The organism is Saccharobesus litoralis, assembly GCF_003063625.1.
GTDB classification, from domain to species: domain Bacteria; phylum Pseudomonadota; class Gammaproteobacteria; order Enterobacterales; family Alteromonadaceae; genus Saccharobesus; species Saccharobesus litoralis.
In genome coordinates, this window is the sequence record NZ_CP026604.1 from 1,459,634 (window position 1) to 1,478,725 (window position 19,092).

The window sequence follows — 19,092 nt, forward strand, 5'->3', positions numbered from 1 at the left end:
GTGACTTTGTCTAACCTTTGCTATCTTTATTAAATTATTGGTTAGTCTAACCAAGCCGTGTCATCAATGGTTAGTTGATAATGAGATCGCTTGGGTGAATAGCATTTACTCAAGTGTTTAAAGTTAATTTGTCCCCAGTACGATTTATCAATCAACTTAGCATCTTGATGTAGGTTGTTTTTGGTTAAGGGTTGGAGCGGCATGGTGATCATGGTATCTGTTTCTTCAGCAAAATCTATGCCCTGAGCGTAATCCAACATCAGTGCCAAAGCGACACCGCCTTCAATAAAATGACCGCCATAGGCGACATCTATCCAACCTGTTTTAATCAGATCCATGGTTTGCTGTGTCCAGTCGAAGGTGCCAAGGGTGATCTGCCCAGGCTTAAATTGCAGATCTTGCAAAACACTGATTGCACCCAAGGTAATCTCATTGCCAGCAAGCCACATAGCATGAGCACTGTTAGCCCGCTGTAGCCTTTGTCGTAGTACTCGACTGGCATCTTGTTGTGACCAATTGGTGTGGGCAACCGGATATAAGCTGACCTTATTTTCATCAACTGCTTTTTTTAACCCTTTTACCCGATTTAAACTGACGGTAGATTTTATCGCTCCAGCAATGGCAATCATACTTGTCGATGTTTGCTGTGGCTTGTTAGCTAAGATCCGACGTGTCATATGATAACTTGCAGCTTCATCGTCTGGCATTAGGTGGCCTATCCAATACTGATATTGCTCCCTTGGTTTGCCAAATATCTGACGTAACCTTTCACCAAAGCTGGTATTTAAACTGAAATATGGCAGGCGGTGTTGTTCAAAAGTATCGACAATCGCTGACTTTGGGATCATATAAAACAAACCTAGTGCCATATCCGGTTTGTTGTCTTGATTTAAGGTTTTTTCTAGCTCTTGTGTAAATACTGCGGCTCCATTAGTTACTCGACCAATCTCTAATGTGGTTAATTTGATGTTTAAACTTTTAGCGGCGGCTTGAGTAAATTGTTTGTGGCGATACCAAAAAGTGTCGGGCGGGGCTTTAGGGACAAAGTAAACCACATGCAGTGGTCTAACTTCCCCTTGCTCAGAAATGACTTGGCATTTTTCAGACGAGGCTCGGCCAGTGAAAAGCAAAAGTAAACAAAATAGCACTGCTAGCCAAGGATGGGTCATGCTGTTTTTCAAGTCGTCTGGGGGTATTTAAAGTATAAATGACTTTGTGAAATTGGCAGGTAAAAATTTTTCCTAAAGGTGCAAAAGATCCAGTGCTAAAGACCGAGTAAGGGTAAATGTTTGAGTCTTTTGTAATTGAGGGCAGTCATGATGCATTGCATCATAATGGCTTGAGGAAACGGTTTGGCGATCTCTAGTTTAATTTGTCGATTACCCACAAATTCGATTTGCTCGCCAAATACTTCTTTAAAGCTGGCGATGAGCTTGGTTTGGCAGTGGCAATATAACGAATAATGTTGTGGCTCTCTGCTATCCCAACCAATACGAATCGGGCTGCCGTATTGCGTTTGAAAACTTTGCTGCCCCCATTTGATTGATTGTTCAACATTGCCCAGTTCTTGTTGTTGGGCCACGTCTAAAATCAATTGGCGTAACAACTCTAGTTTTTCTTGAGCTGGGGTTGGAATTGTCGATTCTGGCATCCGTGTTAGGACTTCATTGTTTGCTGTTTAGTCGCTAGAGGCTATTAGCCTCTAGCGCTGTATCTAAGATATTTTAGTAAAGAAGTGATGGTAACCACAAGGTGAGTTGCGGAATAAATGTGACTAAAATCAAAACCAATACTAGCGGGATCAAGAACGGGATTGTGGCTTTAGCGCAGGTTTCAAATGGCACTTTGGTAACCCGAGATAAAACATACAACACCATGCCGACCGGCGGCGTCAATAAACCTATCATTAAGTTAAGTACCATAACCACCCCAAAGTGAACCGGATCTATGCCTAAGCTAATGGCAATGGGTAACAACACTGGGGTTAAAATGGTAATAGCGGCAATGGTTTCCATAAAGCAGCCAACAACAAACAGGATCAAGGTGATCAAAATTAAGATCATGATTTTGTTGTCAGTAAAGCCCAGCATCCATTGGGTGAAATCTTCAGTGACATGTTGGGTGGTTAATACCCAAGAGAATATCGACGCACCAGCAATGATTAGCATGATGATGCTGGTGGTTTCTATGGTCTCTATACTTAACGCCACAAACTTTTTAAAGGTTAAGCTTTTATAAACCACAGTACCTAAAAACAGGGCATAGGCCGTAGCGGCAATTGCGGCTTCAGTGGCGGTGAAAATACCAAACAAAATACCACCAATTATGATCGCTGGGGTCATTAGCGATAAAAATGCGCGTTGAAACGTAGTTGTGCAGTTACTAACCGAAAATGCGTGATCTTTAGGGTAGTTACGTTTTTTGGCATACCAAGCAATCATCGCCATTAAGGCTAATGCCATTAGCAAACCCGGGATCAAACCTGCAGCAAACAGTTGGCCAATTGAAGCGCCAGCCATAACACCATAAATAATAATAGGTAAACTGGGTGGAATGATAGGGCCTATGGTAGAAGAAGCGGCTGTGACACCGACAGCAAAACCGGCGTCGTAGCCTTTTTCGCGCATGGCTTTAACTTCAATCGCGCCTAAGCCGCCGGCATCAGCGACCGCTGCGCCTGACATACCAGCAAATAAGACAGAAGCGCCAACATTTACATGGCCTAAACCACCGCGTAACCAGCCAACTAATGCATTGGCAAAGTCAAAAATACGTTGGGTTATACCGGTTGAATTCATTAATGCACCGGCAAACACAAAGAAGGGGATGGACAGCAAAGGAAAACTGTTCATGCCGCCTACCATACGATGCAATACCACTAGATCAGGCAATTGGCCGTCAACGATAACAGCCAGTAAGGACGAAACGATTAGTGCAAACGCGACCGGCACGCCTAATACGATCAACAATAATAGTGAGATAAATAAAACCGCAATAACCATTAACCTTCTCCTTGAGTTGTTTTAAGCGCTGCATAATCTTGGCGGATGACAATTAGCGTTCGCCAAGCCATTAATACTAAGCACAATAAAATTAAGCCATAAACCCAACTTAAGGATACGGTTAACGAGGCTAGCGTGTGTTTTTCTATTAGGAATACGATTTGCCAAGCGTAAACGGCTAATGCGATCACAATGGCGAAACTAAGCATGGAGATCGCTAATTGAAAAATCGCCTTTACCTTAGGTGATAAATAGCGATGTAAAATAGTAACGCCAATATGACTATTGTTACGGCTGGCGATACATGAACCGGCAAAAGCCAGCAAAATGAGTAGGTAGCGCGCGACTTCTTCTGACCAACCTAATGGTACGTTTAACACGTAGCGAGTAAAAAATTGCGCAAATAAAATTAAGGCTAATGCCCAAAATAGGGTCAAGCTTATATAGTCTTCAAAGCGCAAGTTCTCGGCTGCGCTTTCGTCTTGTTGTTCATCAAATAATGGGTCGTTTTGCATACTGGTCTTCTTATTCGATTAATTATTTAGAGACAGGATCAAGAGCCAGCAAACGCTGGTAATTATCTTGGCCGACTTTTTCGATAAACGGGGCGTGCATTTTTAAAGTCGCTTCGCGAAATGGTGTTTTATCAACTTGATGTACGTTCACGCCTTGTTGCTTAAACCAGTCGATTAATGCCAGCTCATTATTGCGGGTGTCGCGCGAGACACGTTGTGCGGCCTGATGTAACACAGACGCAAACAATTGTTTATCTTGCTCGTTTAATGCTTGCCAAGTACGGCCACTCATAATGGTTAAAATAGAGCCCAGTAAATGACCGGTTAGGTTAATGTCGCTTTGTACTTCGTAAAACTTTTTGGCTTTAATGGTGGGTAATGGATTTTCTTGGGCGTCCACCACATTTTGCTGTAATGCCATATACACTTCAGAAAAGGCAATCGGGGTCGGGTTGGCATTAACCGCCAGTGGAAACATTTTGAAAATGGTGGCGTTAGGCACACGAATTTTCATTCCTTTAATACTGGCTAAATCGGCAACGGGCTTGTTTGAGGTTAAATGACGCTCACCATAGTAGTTGTTCCCTAACACTTGATTGCCATGGGTTTCATGTGCATAGCCGTTTGCTAAATCAGTAAACAGATCACTGTTACTAAAGGCTTGCCAATGTTGATAACCACTAAACATGTAAGGCATATCGGCAACCGCAAAAGGGGCATAAATTTGCGAGGTAAAACTGGTGCCGGTATAAATTATGTCAACAATTCCTAAACTGAGGCTTTCGTTGAGCTCAGCTTCTTTGCCTAGAATTGAAATTGGAAATACATCAATTTCGAATCGACCATTGGATTGTTTATTGATCTCTTGCGCTGCCCACAGTGACCACTTGTGCAAAGGTTCACTTGATTCATATACGTGTCCCCACAAGAGTTTTTGTGGTTTGGCTGTTGCGGTAAAACCTATCAAAATAGACAGGCAGACTAAAATTATTTTAAGCATGCTATTGGTTGAGTTTTAGGCACTTAATAGCAAACCATTATCAATTAATTAACACCTGTTGTAAACAGTTAACATGTAAAGAGCCTTGCACTTAGGATTGTTTTATTTGAATAAGGTCGAGCTAATGCTTTTGATATTGCTTGCGAAAATTGAGAGGTGTTTTGCCGTAAGTTTGTTTAAACGTATGGTTAAAATATTGAGCAGTATTAAAACCGCATTGCTCAGCTATTTTAAAAATAGAATGATGACCGTGAATTAGGGTTTCTTTAGCGGCTCGCATTCGCATGTTTTGTAATTCAGTATGCACGCTATGGCCTAATTCTTGTTTAAATTTGCTATCAAGTGTACGACGAGTCACACCACAGGCTTCTGCTGCTCTCTCTACCGAATAATGCTTGTTGACAAAATGTTGCTGCATTAATCCTAACGCCTGTTTAACAATAGAATCGTTGACCGCTAAGCAATCTGTGCTGCGGCGTGTTGTTACACCTTGCGGCATAATTAACTTATTTTTTCTGGGGGGCGTTTCACCTTGCAAAATTTGCTGTAACAGTTTTGCGCCTTCATAGCCTAAGCGTTCAACGTTATGGTTAACACTGGATAGCGGCACTTGTATCGAGTTGGTGATTAACTTATTGTTGTCAACGCCGATAATGGCGATTTGTTCAGGTACTTGAATGTTATGGTTTATACAGGCTTCAAGCACCATGCTTGCGTCGAGATCACGCGTTGCCATGATAGCTGTTGGGTAATGAGCTTGCTTTAAATGTTGTACTAATCGATTGGTTTTATCAGCCCAGCTGCCTTGGGTATTGCGCATTGTCCAATCTGATATGGACAAAGCTTGATCGTTAATACAACTAAAAAAAGCGTTTTTTCTAGCGGTGGCGACTTTGTCATCCGTCGCTGAAAAATAAGCAAAATGCTTATAGCTTTTTGATAAAAAATGTTCGCCAGCGAGTGTGCCAATGGCGTGGTTATCTGCTACGACCCGCGGGGCGATAACATCTTCTCTTAATATAGATAAATCAACAAAGGGCACACCTGCGTGTGTGACAAAGTCGACAACCGCATTATTGTCGGTTAATAAGCTAACAATGCCATCACCTTTCCAGCCATGCGGAATGTTACCGTTTATGGCCATTTCACAATTTAAATGCCAGTTATGTTGAGCGGCAAAATTAGCGACACCTCGATGCGTTCGATAATCATAACGGGATAAAGCGAGTAATATTTTTAGCTCTCTCATTGATCGTTTTTAAATCTCTGTCTTTACATATGATTAAATCATGTTTTTAGTCGTTTTCCATATATTGAAATTTTATGGGTGATTATTGCAATTGAAGTCTGATATTTAAGGTTGTTATAGTGTAGTTGTAATTTTAAGCCTAAGTTTTGTTCATATTTTATTGAATGTGAATATTGATTTTCATCAAGAGGTTTTGTTTTGTTCTTGGTGTATGTAAAAAATGGTTACTCAATATGAAATTGTATAGAAAGATTTTGATCTCTTGTATTTCGGCCTTGTCATTAAATTTAACGGCTTGTGCTACAACATCGCAAAACACATTAAGCACAGTTGAAATAGCAAAAGATGTGCAAAGGGTAGCCGATTGGCAAATTGAACATTTTCGCGGTAAATACAGTGGCCGTAAAAAACCGCATCATATTCGTGATTGGACTAATGGTGCGCTTTATGTCGGTATGCTGAAATGGGCAGATATTTCGGGTGATCCGCGTTATCAAGCTTGGTTAAAGTCGATTGCCGAGCGCAGTGAGTGGGATATGCACTGGCGTAAATATATGGCGGATGATCATATTATTGGCCAGCTTCATCTGGATTTATATCGTCGCTATAACGATGCCAAGATGTTAGAAAAAACCAAAGCTCGCTTGGATTTTATTATGGAAAACCCAAGCAAAGAGCCAATTACCTTAGACAACTACAAGCATTTACAACGTTGGACTTGGTGTGATGCTTTATTTATGGGGCCGCCTGTCTGGGCCAAGTTGTCTGCTATTACAGGTGAGCAAAAATATAACGATTGGATGTTCGAAGAATTTAAAGCGACAACTGATCATTTATACGATGCTGATGAAGCGCTGTTTTATCGCGACAATAGTTATATTGGGAAAAAAGTGGATGGTGAAAAGATTTTTTGGTCGCGCGGAAATGGTTGGGTATACGCTGGCTTAACCTTAGTGATGGATGAGTTAGACCCTAATACTACCCAGTATGCTTACTACAAAGATCTGTTTGTCAAAATGTCAGCAACATTAAAGCGTATTCAAACTGAACAAGGTCACTGGGCCATGAGTTTGTTAAATGCTAAGAACTATCCAACTCCAGAAACCAGCGGCACTTCTTTCTTCACTTACGGTATGGCGTGGGGCATTAACAAAGGCATTTTAAAGCGCGATGAATATTACCCTAACATAGCTAAAGCTTGGCAATCGTTAACCAGTCATATCACTCAAGATGGCATGCTAGGTTATGTACAACCCATAGGCGCAGCGCCGGGCGATGCTTGGCCAAATAAAACTGAAGTTTATGGTACAGGGGCATTTTTAGCGGCCGGTAGCGAACTGTACAAATTATTAAAAGGTCAGCTACCTGTGGCTATCGCTCGCTCACAAAAACTTGATAACGCGATTGCTATTAGTAATGCCGCGTTGGAACAAGAATACGCGAAGAAGTAATTTTGAATGAATTGATTAGTTGAACCTATGTAGGTCGCCGTGCGTTGTTCCAGACACTTTACGGCATTCCCTACATCCATGTAGGTCGAAATTTATTTCGACAATAGCATTGAAGCTGCTAAAGACTAAGCTTCCAGCTGCAACATTGCCTTAGATTCTTGGCTTTTGTCGAGGCTAGCCTCGACCTACATTAGTGCGGTTAGCTAGCTAAGTTTCAACTAATCAAGATCTGATTAAAGTAGAAAAGAATTAACATGAAAGTTAGATATACCCTAGGTCGAAACGAATACAGTCGCATGACTACCCAAGAACTGCGCGATGCATTTTTGGTAAACACGCTATTTCAGGAAGGGATGATTGAGCTCGTCTATTGTGAAGTAGAACGTGGCATTTTAGGCTCAGCAGTGCCGACCAGCCAAGAACTAGTACTTGAAGCTGGCGCAGAGTTAGCAGCGGATTATTTTTGCCAGCGACGTGAAGTCGGCGTATTAAACATAGGTGCAGCCGGTAAAATTAGCGTTGACGGTAACAACTATACAATGAATAAGCTAGATTGCTTATACATAGGACGAGGCGCTAAAAATATACGCTTTAGCAGTGATGATGCCAGCCAACCGGCTAAGTTTTATATTTTAAGTTACCCCGCTCACACTAGCTACCCAACTACGCATGCATCACAACAAGATGCTAACCCATTACAACTAGGTACGGTAGAAGACTCAAATCAACGGACAATTTTTCAATATATTCACCCTAACGGTATTCAAAGCTGCCAATTAGTTATGGGCTATACGGCGTTAAAACCGGGTAGTGTTTGGAACACTATGCCTGCGCATACACATGAGCGTCGCACCGAAGTGTATATGTATTTTGATGTATCGCCTGACAACGCGGTGTTTCACTTTATGGGCCCGCAAGACGAGACTCGTCATATTGCGGTGCATAACCAACAAGCGGTGATCTCACCTATGTGGTCAATTCATTCAGGTTGTGGCACTCAAGCTTATAGTTTTTGTTGGGGCATGGGTGGTGAAAATCAACGTTTTGACGATATGGATCATATTGCTAAAACCGCTCTTAGATAGTAGGCACTAACTTACTAGATATGGATTAACGAGAATTTTTAGTTTCAAATATAGTCAAAGCGATCAGGTTTTAGGGGAAGCCGTCAAGCTTTGAGACCCCATGAGCATATGCTCTATTATGTGATTGGGGCGAGTAAGCGCTGACAATGAACCATAAGACCTGAGCGAGAAGACTATACAACTTTGCATATAGGTACAAGCAATGGTTAAGGCAGTAAAGCAGTTTCGATTATCGGCTATATTAGCGGGTGCGCTAAGCGTCGCCGCTCCTTTTGTTAGTTTGGCTGAACCTGTGGTGTTAAATGATAACGCCGGTTGGTGTTGGTATCAGGATGAGCGGGTTATTGTTCATAATAACAAACTTTTCTTTGCGTCGGTCGCGAGCATCATAGGTAAAGACGGTGACAAGCGCAGTGGCAATATTGAAGTCGGCAGTTACGATTTATCCGGTAAATCGTCTCCTGTGGTAAGCATTATGCACGATGGTTTGGAAGATGATGACCATAATGTCCCTGCTTTACTTGCTCTACCGGATGACAATGTACTGGCGGTGTATTCCAAACATAACACTGATTATATGGTGCGTTATAGGATCACAAACGGCAGTGATAATTTAGATTCATGGCAGGATGAAGTGGCCATGAAGCGTAAAGATAAAGTGACTTACGCCAATGTGATGCGTTTAAGTGAAGAAAATAATGGCAAGGGTCGCATTTATAATTTTTATCGCGGCATCAACTTTAACCCGACTTTTGATACCTCAGATGACAATGGTAAAACTTGGTCTAAAGGCACGCACTTTATTAAAAATAAAGGTCGCCCTTATGTGAAGTATATTGCTAACAACAAAGACGAAATTCACTTTGTGACCACAGAGCAGCATCCACGCGTATTTGATAACAGCATTTACCATGGTTATATCAAAGCCGGAAAAATATACAAAAGCGATGGTTCGTTTATTCAAAATATCAGTGATGGGCCGATTGCCCCAACCGTATTAACTAAAGTCTATCAAGGTGGTAAAGACAACGTAGCGTGGACAACAGACTTACACCTAGATGAAAATGGTTTGCCATTTACTGTGTTCTCAGTCCAAATGAATGACGGGAATAAAAATCGCTGGAAGGGTGAAAAGCACGGTGATGACATGCGTTATTACTTTGCAAAATGGGTAGAGCCAAGTTGGTGGCAGTTTGGTAAAGAAGCGGGTTGGCAGGTTAATGAAATTGCCTATGCCGGATCACGCCTATATGACAAAGAGCAAGATTACACTGGCCTAGCTGCGTTAAATCCGCAAAACGCTAACGAAATTGTTATCTCTACCAATGCTAACCCAGATACAGGTGAACCGTTAATTAGTCAAGCTGATGGAAAGCGCCATTGGGAGCTATTTAAAGGCACATCTAGCGATAACGGCAAAAGCTTTAAATGGGCAGCCTTAACTAAAAATTCGACTGAAGACCATTTACGCCCTGTGATCCCAATTAATACAGAAAGCGACGATATGTATTTAACTTGGATGCGCGGTAAATACGTTTCTTATATCAAAATTGATACAGAATTGGTGATGGCTAAAAACCCACAGCCCGTTGAGTAAGGGTTGGTTTTACTGAGCTAGGAGCTAGGAGCTAGGCACTCGGTTTAAAAAAGGTTAACGAAATTAAGAATCAACGCTGCACTCTTGTGCAGTGTTTTCTGGTAATACACCTAATAAAGAATGAGGTGCTTGTTTCGCTTGAACCGCTCCCTCAAACCTTTGCCAACTTAGGTAGAGCAACTTGGCGATTTGTTCTGCTGTGGTAAGGCTTTTCCAAAAAGGTAAAAGTCACAGATATAGTCTTCTCGCTCAGCTCTTTTGGTTTTTTTACTAGTGCTTACGCTCGACAGTGCGTATTTGGATATCGGCCTGTCTTGCCTCTTATCTTCTCTTATACATAAATATTCATGACTGAAAATTAATCAAACGTTGCAGATCCCCTGAACCCACTAGCCTTGGCTATAGCTTCGTTGAATAATCTCACTCGAACAAGCTTCGTGGAACAGATCTAGTTGAAAAATCGATTAAATGACTGAAATGCGCTGTGTTTACAATTGCAAATCAATTAGGTTTAGTGAAGCATGTATTTTAATTAAACTCTATTTATATAGTCTTCTCGCTCAGGCCTTATGGTTCATTGTCAGCGCTTACTCTCGACTTTGGCTCCTGCGTCGTTCTACTACCTAAATCCCTTTAGGCAACCCCAATCACATAATAGAGCATATGCTCATGGGGATTCGAAGCTTGCCTGCATGGATGCAGGTAAGGGGCGTGAGCAGGACGCGGCAGCTTTGACGGCTTCCCCTAAAACCTGATCGCTTTGACTATATATAGCCCTTCTTCGTAACGGTTTAAGGGCTAAACACCACATAATCAGTTACACTGAAACGAGCTTTTTAAGAGACAAATTATGCAATATTTACCTTTAGGAACCAGTGGCTTATCTGTGTCAAAAGTCTGTTTAGGCACCATGACATGGGGTGTACAAAACACCCAAGCTGATGCTGATCAACAACTTGCTTACGCACTTAATAAGGGTGTTAATTTTGTTGATACCGCAGAGATGTATGCGATACCGCCGACCGCAGAAACTTATGGTAAAACCGAGTCCATCATTGGCGATTGGTTAAGCCGTAACTCAGCTCGCCGCAAAGATATTATACTGGCGACTAAGATAGCCGGTAATGGTCTACCTTGGATCCGCAATCGTGGCGATATTACCGGCCAAGCTGTTATTCAAGCGGTAGATAATTCGCTTAAACGTTTGCAAACGGATTACATCGATTTATATCAATTGCATTGGCCAAATCGAACATCGCCGCATTTTGCTAAACATATGCCAGGTAAAATCCGTTTTTCTGATGTTGATACAGCAGCTCATGAAGCACAAATGCTAGACATTCTGCAAGGGATCGACACTTGTATTAAGGCCGGAAAAATCCGCCATTTTGGTTTGTCAGATGACACGACGTGGGGCATTAAAACTTACCTCGAGTTGAGCAAAACCCATGATCTACCACGTGTGGTTTCTATCCAAAATGAATTTAGCTTACTGCATGCCAAAGATTGGCCTTATTTGATTGAGCATTGCGTACATGAACAAATTGCTTATCTTCCTTGGTCACCCTTAGCCGCTGGGGCATTAAGTGGTAAGTATATTGATGGCGCCCGCCCAGAAGGTAGTCGATGGACTTTTATGCAAAGAAACGGCAACTTCCGCGATACCGAAAACTCTAACGCGGCGATCAAAGCCTATGCGCAAGTAGCACAAGATCATGGCTTGAGTTTAACGACCTTAGCACTAGCTTGGTGTAACCAAGTGGATGGCGTGACATCTAGCATTATTGGCGCGACAAAAATGTCACAATTACAGGAAGATATCGACGCGTTTTCGGTGACGCTAAGTGAGCAGGCGCTAGCAGATGTAGCCGCAGTGTTTAAGCAATATCCGGTGCCTTTCTAGCACTTTTCAGCAAAAGGTATGATAAGTTTGGCTGGTTTGTACTAACAATCTGTTCAGAAAAGCGCGCAAGATAAAAAATGAGAGCCTTTGTAGATACCATCTCTCAATACCGGTCTCAAGTATTAATTTATGTTACTTGAGGCTGATAATTTGTTTGTGTTTTGACTACGCCAAAACATATTTGTGCAAGCTTTCGCATCGCTGCGCCTAAGGCTTGCATTTTCGTTTTTCCTTTGGCCAATAAGCGTGCTTTCTGTGCCTTTATATCTGGATTATGCTGGCTAGCAACAACTGCTGCCATATACAATTTTTCTCTTATGTAACTCGGACCGTCTTTGCTCAGAGTCGTTTTTCCAGCTTGCTTACCGGACTCTTTCAGCTTAGGAATTAACCCCAAATAAGCCGATAATTGCTTAGCGTTCTTGAAGTCTTTACTGGCGAATAAGCTCACCATGTTCCTGGAAATAACAGGGCCCACACCTTTGATAGTTAATAAGAAATCTCTGTTTTTTCCTAAATTGGGGTGACGGTCAATATGATCGTCAATCTCTTCTGTTAGATTATCAATTTCTTCTTTTAACGCTGCAATCATGTTTTCTAATGATTCAATTACACGTTTTGATGTACCTGAAAAGTCAGCCGCCTCAAATCGGTTTTCTTCACGTTGTAAATCCTTCTCTAATGCTTGTAATCGGCGCAACATAGCTCTTAACTCTCTGAATTCCTTGGGCTCTGGCTGCCAATGAGATAAAGAGTGCCGTCTGTCATGACCATACCTAGCCAGCATTATCGAGTCTGATTTATCTGTCTTGTGAACCAAATCTAAGGCTTGAGCATACTTGTGTGCTTTACCAGGATTAGCTTGTTGTAAAATAAAGCCTTTAGCATGTAAAAAATACATCAAGGGTTCACTATAAACCCCAGTAGGTTCAACGGTGATAACAATCTCTTGAGGTGTTAAGCCTGTATTTTTCAGTAACCATTCTGCTAACGCTTCATGGCCTTGAGAAGTGTTTTTTAACACCTTTGTTTTCTTTTTATTTGTGATGACATCACGAAGCCAACACACGTCTAATTTATCTTTACCAACATCAATGCCTGTAAAAGCCTTCATCTCTATACACCAATGCCATTAAGTTAACGATTTTTAGTCGGATTTTTAGTCGATTGGGCTTCGCAAGCTCAGCGCTAACCAACGTTAATTTAAGAAAAGGTGAATGCTGGGGGCAAAAATATGGTAAAATAAGTGCTTAATAATTCGATGATTTTTTTGAAAAAAACGGTTGATCTAATGACACTTATCCCGCAAGAAAATTGTTCAAAATATAGCCAATCTGATAAACAACCCTGAGTTTATTGCTCGTTATAAGTCTTCTCCTAAAGATTTTACTCGTAATCGTTCGTTAACCTTCAGTCACCTTGTCTCTTTTCTGCTGAATTTTGTAAAAGGCTCTGCTGCACAAGAGCTCGATAACTTTTTTGATATCATTGAGCAAATCAATGGTACTTATTCTCACGTAACCGCTTCGGCTTTCACGCAAGCAAGAAAAAAGCTCGACCCCTCGGTGTTCGTTGAATTAAACCGCGTGTTAGTTAACCAATATAGTCAACATTGCCGTCAACGGTGGCATGGGTTTCGCTTACTCGCTGTTGATGGTTCAACTGTCAATCTCCCTGCAACAAAGGAACTGAAAGCCCATTACAATCCAACAGATGAAAGTCGAAAGAGACCCTTAGCCCGCCTGTCTCAGCTCTACGATATCAGTCATCGAATGACGATTGACGCGTGTATTGAGGGACATCACACAGATGAACGCACGATGGCGCTGTCACATTTACCGCATACTCAGCAAGGTGATTTGGTTATCTATGATAGAGGTTACCCAGCGTTCTATATGTTTGCTTATCATCGTCATATCGGTGTCGATTTCTGCATGCGGACGCTTTCCAACTATAACACTCAAGTTCAAAACTTCATTCAATCTGATGAGAAAGAAGAAATGGTTGAATTGCACCCGAATCGGTTTGCCATCCAGCGTTGTAAGGAGCTGGGGGTATCAATAGCACCGCTCAAGGTGAGATTAGTCAGAGTGCCACTATCAAGTGGTGAAACGGAGGTGTTAATGACGTCAGTCGATGAAGACAGATTGCCTTATGAAGAATTTCAACCCTTATATCACAAGCGTTGGGGTGTTGAAGAAGATTACAAAATCATGAAAAGTCGACTTCAAATCGAGCAATTCTCTGGGAAGTCACAGGTCGCTATCGAGCAAGATTTCTATGCAAAAGTCTTAAGTAAAAATATCACCAGCCTTTTCGTCAACGAAGCGCAGAGTACGATTGATGAAACGTTAGCGCATCGCAAGCGGCGCTATCAAATCAACTTCACAGCGGCCCTTAGTGTAATGAAGCAAAACATAATTGTGCTACTTCAACTAAAAGACATCACGTTGAAGATAAACAAACTAATATCTAAAATGCTCCGGCATACCAACGCTATCAGACCAGGCCGCTCTTTTGTTAGAAACGTTAAATTGGGAGCCAAGCATCATATGAATTATAAGCGGCCTAACTAGGCAAAGGCTTAACTTAATGACATTGCTCTATACACTCCCCTTGTTCATGCAGCGTCAAGCGCTTGGATACCATTCAGTTTTATGGAGGTTAGGAAGTCAGGATATAATCTACAAAACATCATTTTCTGATAAGGGCCGAAACATAATTCCTGACTTCCCGATGTGATAAGTGTTAGCTAAACACCTATCACTGAGAGATACAAGGGCCGAATTTATTTCGGCTAACACAAGGTTTGTCTCAATTTTTATTTTTCGATCTAAGGTTATCGGTCGTATCTGCCCGATAACCTTTTTTCTATTCCAATTAGGCTGAATTTTAACGCTTATATTTTGTTAAAACTCAATACTTCTTTGCTCTCTACCCAAGGCTGAACCTTAGCGGCGAAAGATTTAAAGTGCTCTGTGTCTAAGTGATATTCAAAATCAGCTTTGCTGGCGTATAGCTCATACAAAAAGATGGTGTTTTTATCTTCTTCCCCCTGACACACATCAAAGTAATGGCAGTTGGCTTCTTTGGTTAATGAGTCATCTGCTTGCTTGTGCATGGCTGGTAAAAATTCATTTAAATGTTGCGGTTTGACTACAAATTTTACGGTAATTACGTACATAGTGTTTGGCCTATCTTGTTAACCGCCATTAATTTTTTTGGGGCGGATGTTATTGATTGTATTTTTTAGTCGACATAAACCCTGTCGAAATAAATTTCGACCTACATGGATGTAGGGAATGCCGTAAAGTGTCTGGAACTGCGCACGGCACAACCAGCTACAAGTAAAAAGCGTTGCTTTAAGCATGTTACTTGTTGGCAAACTTGGCTTTTAAATCTGCAATATTGTCTTTGCTAAGTAAGTTAGCTTGATGGCCTTTTAACTTAAACGCGAGTTTGCAGCTTTCTTCTAACTCTTCCATACCAAAAACGCAGGATTCAACGGTTTTACCACTAACAATAGGCCCATGGTTGGCCATGATGACGCCGGGGTGATTGGCTGCTACTTCATAAACCGCATCGGCCAACGCCACATCTCCTGGTGCAAAGTAAGGTACTAAAGCGATAGCGCCAAGGCGCATGGTTAAATAAGGCGTATAGCTTGGGACGGCATCCGAAGTATTGGCACAAGGCAAGCAAGACAACGCAGTAGCGTAGGTTGAATGCAAATGCAGTACACAGGTGTCATCTGGGCGTTGGTCATAAAATGCTTTGTGCAATAAAAACTCTTTTGAAGGTTTGTCACCGCTGATCAAGTTACCTTGTTGATCAAGCACAGACAAACGATCGGCATCTAAAAAACCAAAGCAACTATTGGTGGGGGTGATCACCCAACCTGTGTCGGTTTTTATACTCATATTAGCGCTGGCTCCCGCGGTTAAACCGCGGTTGAATATTGACTCGGCAAAAGCCATAAGCTTTTGTTTCGCGCTTGCTGTATCTAACATGTCATTTGTCCTAATGCTGTTTGAAAAAAGTGTTTGTCGCCAAAGTTACCTGACTTTAATGCTAGATTGACGGGGTTATCGTCTAATGTGCGTACCAATGGCACACCAGGCGCAATACTTGGGCCAATTTCAAAGCGATTAATGGCCAGTGCGCTAACAACGGCTCCTGAGGTTTCTCCTCCGGCAACCACAAAATTGCGATAACCTTTGCTGTACAAGTGTTTAGCCAGTTGCGCAAATAAGCCTTCTACTAACTCTTGCGCGGTTTGCACGCCAAGTTGCGTTTGATTTTCTTTAACTTGTTCAGGTGTCGCGGTGGCATAAATGATTGGCTTAGCGCTTGAAGGTAAGGTGTGTAACCAGTTGGTTATCGATTCAAGTGATTGTTCACCACTTTGGATCTTTAACGGCTGGATTTGATAACCCGGATTGTGGGCTAGGTATTCAGCCACTTGGCTTTGCGTCATGGCTGAGCAGCTACCGCTTAATACGATAGTGGGTGCCGCTTGGCTAAATTGTTGCTCATGTTCAAGATGGTTTTTCTGCTTGATCCCTAATGCTGGTTTTAAATCTAGTGCAATACCAGAACCTCCGGTAATCAAACTAAACTCATCGCAAATTGCGCCTATGTTCAATAAATGTTGCTGACTAATGGCGTCGACCACTAGGTAATTATATTGCTGTTTAGCGGACTGAATAGCCGCACGTAAAACCGTTTCGCCTTGTTCAACGGTTTCGTATGGAATGTTGATGGCTTTACCATGACCTTGTTTTTCCAGCATGCGAATAATGGAAGGATCTGTCATCGGGGTTAATGGGTGATCTTTTAACGGGCTTTCATTTAGCGGTTGGCCGTTAACAAATAAATAGCCGTTGTACACGGTGCGCCCGTTAACGGGCAAAGCAGGACAAACAAGCGTACTGTTTTGCTTTAACTTGTCTAGCAAGGCATCAATTACCGGGCCGATATTGCCTTTCGGTGTTGAGTCGAATGTTGAACAATATTTATAAAAAAATCGTTGGCAATGGGCTTGTTGTAACCAGTTTAACGCGCTTAACGTTTGCTGAACGGCTTGTTGCTTTTCAACCGTGCGAATTTTTAATGCGACCACCACGGCGTCGAAGCCTTGTAAGCTATCTAACATGTCTGGCGTTGGTAAATTATTGATTTGCAGGGTACGCAAGCCGCTTTTAACTAAAAAGCTAGCTAAATCAGTCGCACCGGTAAAGTCGTCTGCAATACAGCCTAATATTGGATATTGTTTGCACATAAGAATTTGTTAATTTATTGTTGACTTTATTTACAACATAGTTGAATCTAATGTTAATGTATACATTAATGTATTTTCAAGTGTTAAGTTTAACCACCGCTAGGGTCTGTGGAAAAATGTTGGTAAATTATGTGCCGAACTAGAGTTGAGTAAGAAGAAACAACCGTGAATCAAACCGTAGCAATTAAATCGAATGAGTCGTTAAGTAACCGAGCGTATCGTGAACTTAAAGAAAAAATTCTTAAAAATGAGATCAAATTCGGGACTTATTACTTAGAAAAAACCTTAGCTGAAAGCCTTGGTATTAGTCGTACGCCGTTAAAAGAGGCGTTAGTACGTTTAGAAAACGAAGGCTTAATTGTCATCCAGCCTAGGCATGGCATTAAAGTACAAGCTGTATCCGCAGAGGATATGGAAGAAATTTATCAAATTATTGGCTGTTTAGAGTGCGAAGCGGTTTATCTGCTTGCCAATAAAGGCTTAAGTGAAGAGCAAATACAAGCTTTTGATAAAACAGCAGTCGATATGGACAACGCGCTTAGTCGAGATGATTTAACCGCGTGGGCTGAAGCCGATGAAAATTTTCATCGTTTGTTACTCGAGTATTGTGGCAATAAACGCTTGCAAAATATTGTAATGAACCATTGGGATCAAGCGCATCGCGCGCGTTATTTCACATTAACGTTGCGAGAAAAGCCGACTAATTCAACTGCCGATCATCTAGCTGTGATCGAAGCGATGAAAAACCGCGATGTGACTCGAGCCGTCGAGATCCACCGAGCGCATCGTTTAAAAGGCAAAAAGCTGATAGTAGATATTTTGAAGAAATTTCGGATGGAAGGCCTATAAATCTCATAGAGGTTTGACTGACTACCGAGCAACATAAACAGAGATAGTATGAGTAAAAAAACCTCTTTCGACATTACAGTCTTACCTGGCGATGGCATTGGTGTAGAAATTACGCCAGTGTGTATCGAACTAATTGAAAAAGTGCTAACTAAGCTAGATGCCGATGTCAGTATAAACTTCACCACGTTTGAAGCTGGCGCAGCATACTATCAAAAAACGGGTATTTCCTTGCCTGAAGAAGCCTTAGCGCATGCGCAACAATCGGATGCTACCCTATTGGCTTGTATGGGCTTACCGAGTATACGTTATCCGGATGGTCGTGAAATTGCACCGCAATTAGAACTGCGTGAAAAGTTGGATTTATATGCCGGTGTACGCCCAGTTAAAACCATGCCGGGTTTACCGCTGCCTTTGGCCGATGAACGTGGCAGTCAACTCGATTTTGTGATGATCCGCGAAAGTACCGAGGGTTTATTTTCGTCCCGCGAGAGCTTTAGAATTGAAGGACAAGGTCAAGATGAAGCGGCTTATGATACGCAAAAAATCAGTCGTCGCGGTTGTGAACGCTTATTTAACTTTGCGTTCAAAATGGCTGAACAACGCAAACAAAAAGGTAAGCAAGGATTAGTGACCTGTATCGACAAAGCGAATGTGTTGGGTTCCTTTTATTATATGCGCCAAGTGTTTGATGAAGTCGCACAACACTACCCACATTTAGAAGCAGATCATATATATGTTGATGCCTGTGCATTACAGTTAGTGCGTCAACCTTGGGCTTATGATGTCATGGTCACTGAGAACATGTTTGGCGATATTCTCTCGGATTTATGTGCCGGCCTAATGGGTGGTATGGGCATGGCACCATCGGGTGACATTGGTGAAAACAGCGCGGTATTTCAACCTTGTCATGGCAGTGCACCGGATATTATTGGCCAAGGCAAAGCTAACCCAACCGCCATGTTTTTATCAGCGGCACTGATGTTGGAATGGTTAGGCTATCAACATCAAAACCAAGCAATGTTAGACGCAGCCAATAAAATTAATCAAGTGGTAGAAGCCGCGTACGCAACAGGCGATTTATTGCCTTATGAGTTAGGTGGCAGTGATGGCACCGTTGCGATTAGCTCCAAAGTATTTGCTATGTTGGAACAATAAGCTTA

The 19,092-nt window shown here is 41.9% G+C and carries 17 protein-coding genes; 7 read left to right on the forward strand and 10 right to left on the reverse strand.

The window, feature by feature from the left end:
* Window positions 1-41 precede the first annotated feature (41 nt).
* The 6 genes from C2869_RS05070 to C2869_RS05095 all read right to left on the reverse strand — a co-directional run bounded on the left by C2869_RS05070 (window position 42) and on the right by C2869_RS05095 (window position 5,766).
* Window positions 42-1,169: a substrate-binding domain-containing protein gene (locus C2869_RS05070; RefSeq protein ID WP_108601922.1), complete on the reverse strand. Its 1,128-nt coding sequence runs from the start codon at window positions 1,167-1,169 to the stop codon at window positions 42-44.
* A gap of 95 nt (window positions 1,170-1,264) precedes the next feature.
* Window positions 1,265-1,651 (reverse strand): DUF1801 domain-containing protein, encoded by a 387-nt coding sequence (locus C2869_RS05075; RefSeq protein ID WP_108601923.1) that lies wholly within the window; start codon window positions 1,649-1,651, stop codon window positions 1,265-1,267.
* 73 nt (window positions 1,652-1,724) lie between these two features.
* The gene (locus C2869_RS05080) at window positions 1,725-3,002 is read right to left on the reverse strand and encodes a TRAP transporter large permease (protein ID WP_108601924.1); all 1,278 of its coding nucleotides are present in this window, start codon (window positions 3,000-3,002) and stop codon (window positions 1,725-1,727) included.
* The gene (locus tag C2869_RS05085) at window positions 3,002-3,517 is read right to left on the reverse strand and encodes a TRAP transporter small permease (protein WP_108601925.1); all 516 of its coding nucleotides are present in this window, start codon (window positions 3,515-3,517) and stop codon (window positions 3,002-3,004) included. The genes C2869_RS05080 and C2869_RS05085 overlap by 1 nt, the downstream gene beginning before the upstream one ends.
* Window positions 3,518-3,539: 22 nt before the next feature.
* Window positions 3,540-4,517 (reverse strand): sialic acid TRAP transporter substrate-binding protein SiaP, encoded by a 978-nt coding sequence (locus tag C2869_RS05090; protein ID WP_108601926.1) that lies wholly within the window; start codon window positions 4,515-4,517, stop codon window positions 3,540-3,542.
* Window positions 4,518-4,638: 121 nt separating this feature from the next.
* Complete coding sequence (locus tag C2869_RS05095) at window positions 4,639-5,766, reverse strand: AraC family transcriptional regulator (protein ID WP_108601927.1); 1,128 nt, start codon at window positions 5,764-5,766, stop codon at window positions 4,639-4,641.
* Window positions 5,767-5,999: 233 nt separating this feature from the next.
* On the opposite strand from C2869_RS05095, the gene C2869_RS05100 reads away from it, so the two are divergent.
* The 4 genes from C2869_RS05100 (at window position 6,000) to C2869_RS05115 (ending at window position 11,802) form a co-directional block, all read left to right on the forward strand.
* Entirely contained in the window at window positions 6,000-7,217 is a 1,218-nt protein-coding gene (locus C2869_RS05100; RefSeq protein ID WP_108601928.1) for a glycoside hydrolase family 88/105 protein, read from the forward strand.
* Between the two features lie 254 nt (window positions 7,218-7,471).
* Window positions 7,472-8,302: a 5-dehydro-4-deoxy-D-glucuronate isomerase gene (kduI, locus tag C2869_RS05105; protein ID WP_108601929.1), complete on the forward strand. Its 831-nt coding sequence runs from the start codon at window positions 7,472-7,474 to the stop codon at window positions 8,300-8,302.
* Window positions 8,303-8,504: 202 nt separating this feature from the next.
* Window positions 8,505-9,899 carry a BNR-4 repeat-containing protein gene (locus C2869_RS05110; protein WP_108601930.1) on the forward strand — a complete coding sequence of 465 codons (1,395 nt, stop codon included), beginning with the start codon at window positions 8,505-8,507 and terminating at the stop codon, window positions 9,897-9,899.
* An 850-nt stretch (window positions 9,900-10,749) separates the two neighbouring features.
* Window positions 10,750-11,802 (forward strand): aldo/keto reductase, encoded by a 1,053-nt coding sequence (locus C2869_RS05115; RefSeq protein ID WP_108601931.1) that lies wholly within the window; start codon window positions 10,750-10,752, stop codon window positions 11,800-11,802.
* Window positions 11,803-11,929: 127 nt separating this feature from the next.
* On the opposite strand, the gene C2869_RS05120 is transcribed toward C2869_RS05115, so the two are convergent.
* On the reverse strand, window positions 11,930-12,916 hold the full coding sequence (locus C2869_RS05120; RefSeq protein ID WP_108601932.1) for an IS110 family RNA-guided transposase: 987 nt from the start codon (window positions 12,914-12,916) through the stop codon (window positions 11,930-11,932).
* A 223-nt stretch (window positions 12,917-13,139) separates the two neighbouring features.
* Between C2869_RS05120 and C2869_RS05125 the strand changes: the two genes are divergently transcribed.
* Window positions 13,140-14,378 carry an IS4 family transposase gene (locus C2869_RS05125; protein ID WP_228710816.1) on the forward strand — a complete coding sequence of 413 codons (1,239 nt, stop codon included), beginning with the start codon at window positions 13,140-13,142 and terminating at the stop codon, window positions 14,376-14,378.
* A 323-nt stretch (window positions 14,379-14,701) separates the two neighbouring features.
* Here C2869_RS05125 and C2869_RS05130 read toward each other — a convergent pair whose 3' ends face one another.
* From C2869_RS05130 to otnK, 3 genes are all read right to left on the reverse strand, one after another.
* Window positions 14,702-14,986, reverse strand: coding sequence for a putative quinol monooxygenase (locus C2869_RS05130; protein ID WP_108601933.1), 285 nt, complete (start codon window positions 14,984-14,986; stop codon window positions 14,702-14,704).
* Window positions 14,987-15,173: 187 nt separating this feature from the next.
* Window positions 15,174-15,812 (reverse strand): 3-oxo-tetronate 4-phosphate decarboxylase, encoded by a 639-nt coding sequence (otnC, locus tag C2869_RS05135; protein ID WP_108601934.1) that lies wholly within the window; start codon window positions 15,810-15,812, stop codon window positions 15,174-15,176.
* A complete protein-coding gene (gene otnK / locus C2869_RS05140; RefSeq protein WP_108601935.1) occupies window positions 15,806-17,083 on the reverse strand; it encodes a 3-oxo-tetronate kinase in 1,278 nt (425 codons plus the stop codon). Before otnK ends, otnC begins: the two co-directional genes overlap by 7 nt.
* A 165-nt stretch (window positions 17,084-17,248) precedes the next feature.
* Between otnK and C2869_RS05145 the strand changes: the two genes are divergently transcribed.
* Both C2869_RS05145 and C2869_RS05150 read left to right on the forward strand, forming a co-directional pair.
* Window positions 17,249-17,932, forward strand: a complete 684-nt coding sequence (locus tag C2869_RS05145) for a GntR family transcriptional regulator (protein WP_228710767.1) — start codon at window positions 17,249-17,251, stop codon at window positions 17,930-17,932.
* A gap of 48 nt (window positions 17,933-17,980) precedes the next feature.
* A complete protein-coding gene (locus C2869_RS05150) occupies window positions 17,981-19,087 on the forward strand; it encodes an isocitrate/isopropylmalate dehydrogenase family protein (protein WP_108601936.1) in 1,107 nt (368 codons plus the stop codon).
* Window positions 19,088-19,092: the final 5 nt, after the last annotated feature.

Excerpts from the sequence above, each read along its gene's own strand:
- C2869_RS05150 (WP_108601936.1), top strand. The coding sequence starts at position 17,981 with ATGAGTAAAAAAACCTCTTTCGACATTACAGTCTTACCTGGCGATGGC.
- otnC (WP_108601934.1), bottom strand. The coding sequence starts at position 15,812 with ATGTTAGATACAGCAAGCGCGAAACAAAAGCTTATGGCTTTTGCCGAG.
- C2869_RS05115 (WP_108601931.1), top strand. The coding sequence starts at position 10,750 with ATGCAATATTTACCTTTAGGAACCAGTGGCTTATCTGTGTCAAAAGTC.
- C2869_RS05095 (WP_108601927.1), bottom strand. The coding sequence starts at position 5,766 with ATGAGAGAGCTAAAAATATTACTCGCTTTATCCCGTTATGATTATCGA.
- C2869_RS05075 (WP_108601923.1), bottom strand. The coding sequence starts at position 1,651 with ATGCCAGAATCGACAATTCCAACCCCAGCTCAAGAAAAACTAGAGTTG.
- C2869_RS05110 (WP_108601930.1), top strand. The coding sequence starts at position 8,505 with ATGGTTAAGGCAGTAAAGCAGTTTCGATTATCGGCTATATTAGCGGGT.
- C2869_RS05090 (WP_108601926.1), bottom strand. The coding sequence starts at position 4,517 with ATGCTTAAAATAATTTTAGTCTGCCTGTCTATTTTGATAGGTTTTACC.
- otnK (WP_108601935.1), bottom strand. The coding sequence starts at position 17,083 with ATGTGCAAACAATATCCAATATTAGGCTGTATTGCAGACGACTTTACC.
- C2869_RS05070 (WP_108601922.1), bottom strand. The coding sequence starts at position 1,169 with ATGACCCATCCTTGGCTAGCAGTGCTATTTTGTTTACTTTTGCTTTTC.
- kduI (WP_108601929.1), top strand. The coding sequence starts at position 7,472 with ATGAAAGTTAGATATACCCTAGGTCGAAACGAATACAGTCGCATGACT.
- C2869_RS05120 (WP_108601932.1), bottom strand. The coding sequence starts at position 12,916 with ATGAAGGCTTTTACAGGCATTGATGTTGGTAAAGATAAATTAGACGTG.
- C2869_RS05100 (WP_108601928.1), top strand. The coding sequence starts at position 6,000 with ATGAAATTGTATAGAAAGATTTTGATCTCTTGTATTTCGGCCTTGTCA.
- C2869_RS05080 (WP_108601924.1), bottom strand. The coding sequence starts at position 3,002 with ATGGTTATTGCGGTTTTATTTATCTCACTATTATTGTTGATCGTATTA.
- C2869_RS05130 (WP_108601933.1), bottom strand. The coding sequence starts at position 14,986 with ATGTACGTAATTACCGTAAAATTTGTAGTCAAACCGCAACATTTAAAT.
- C2869_RS05085 (WP_108601925.1), bottom strand. The coding sequence starts at position 3,517 with ATGCAAAACGACCCATTATTTGATGAACAACAAGACGAAAGCGCAGCC.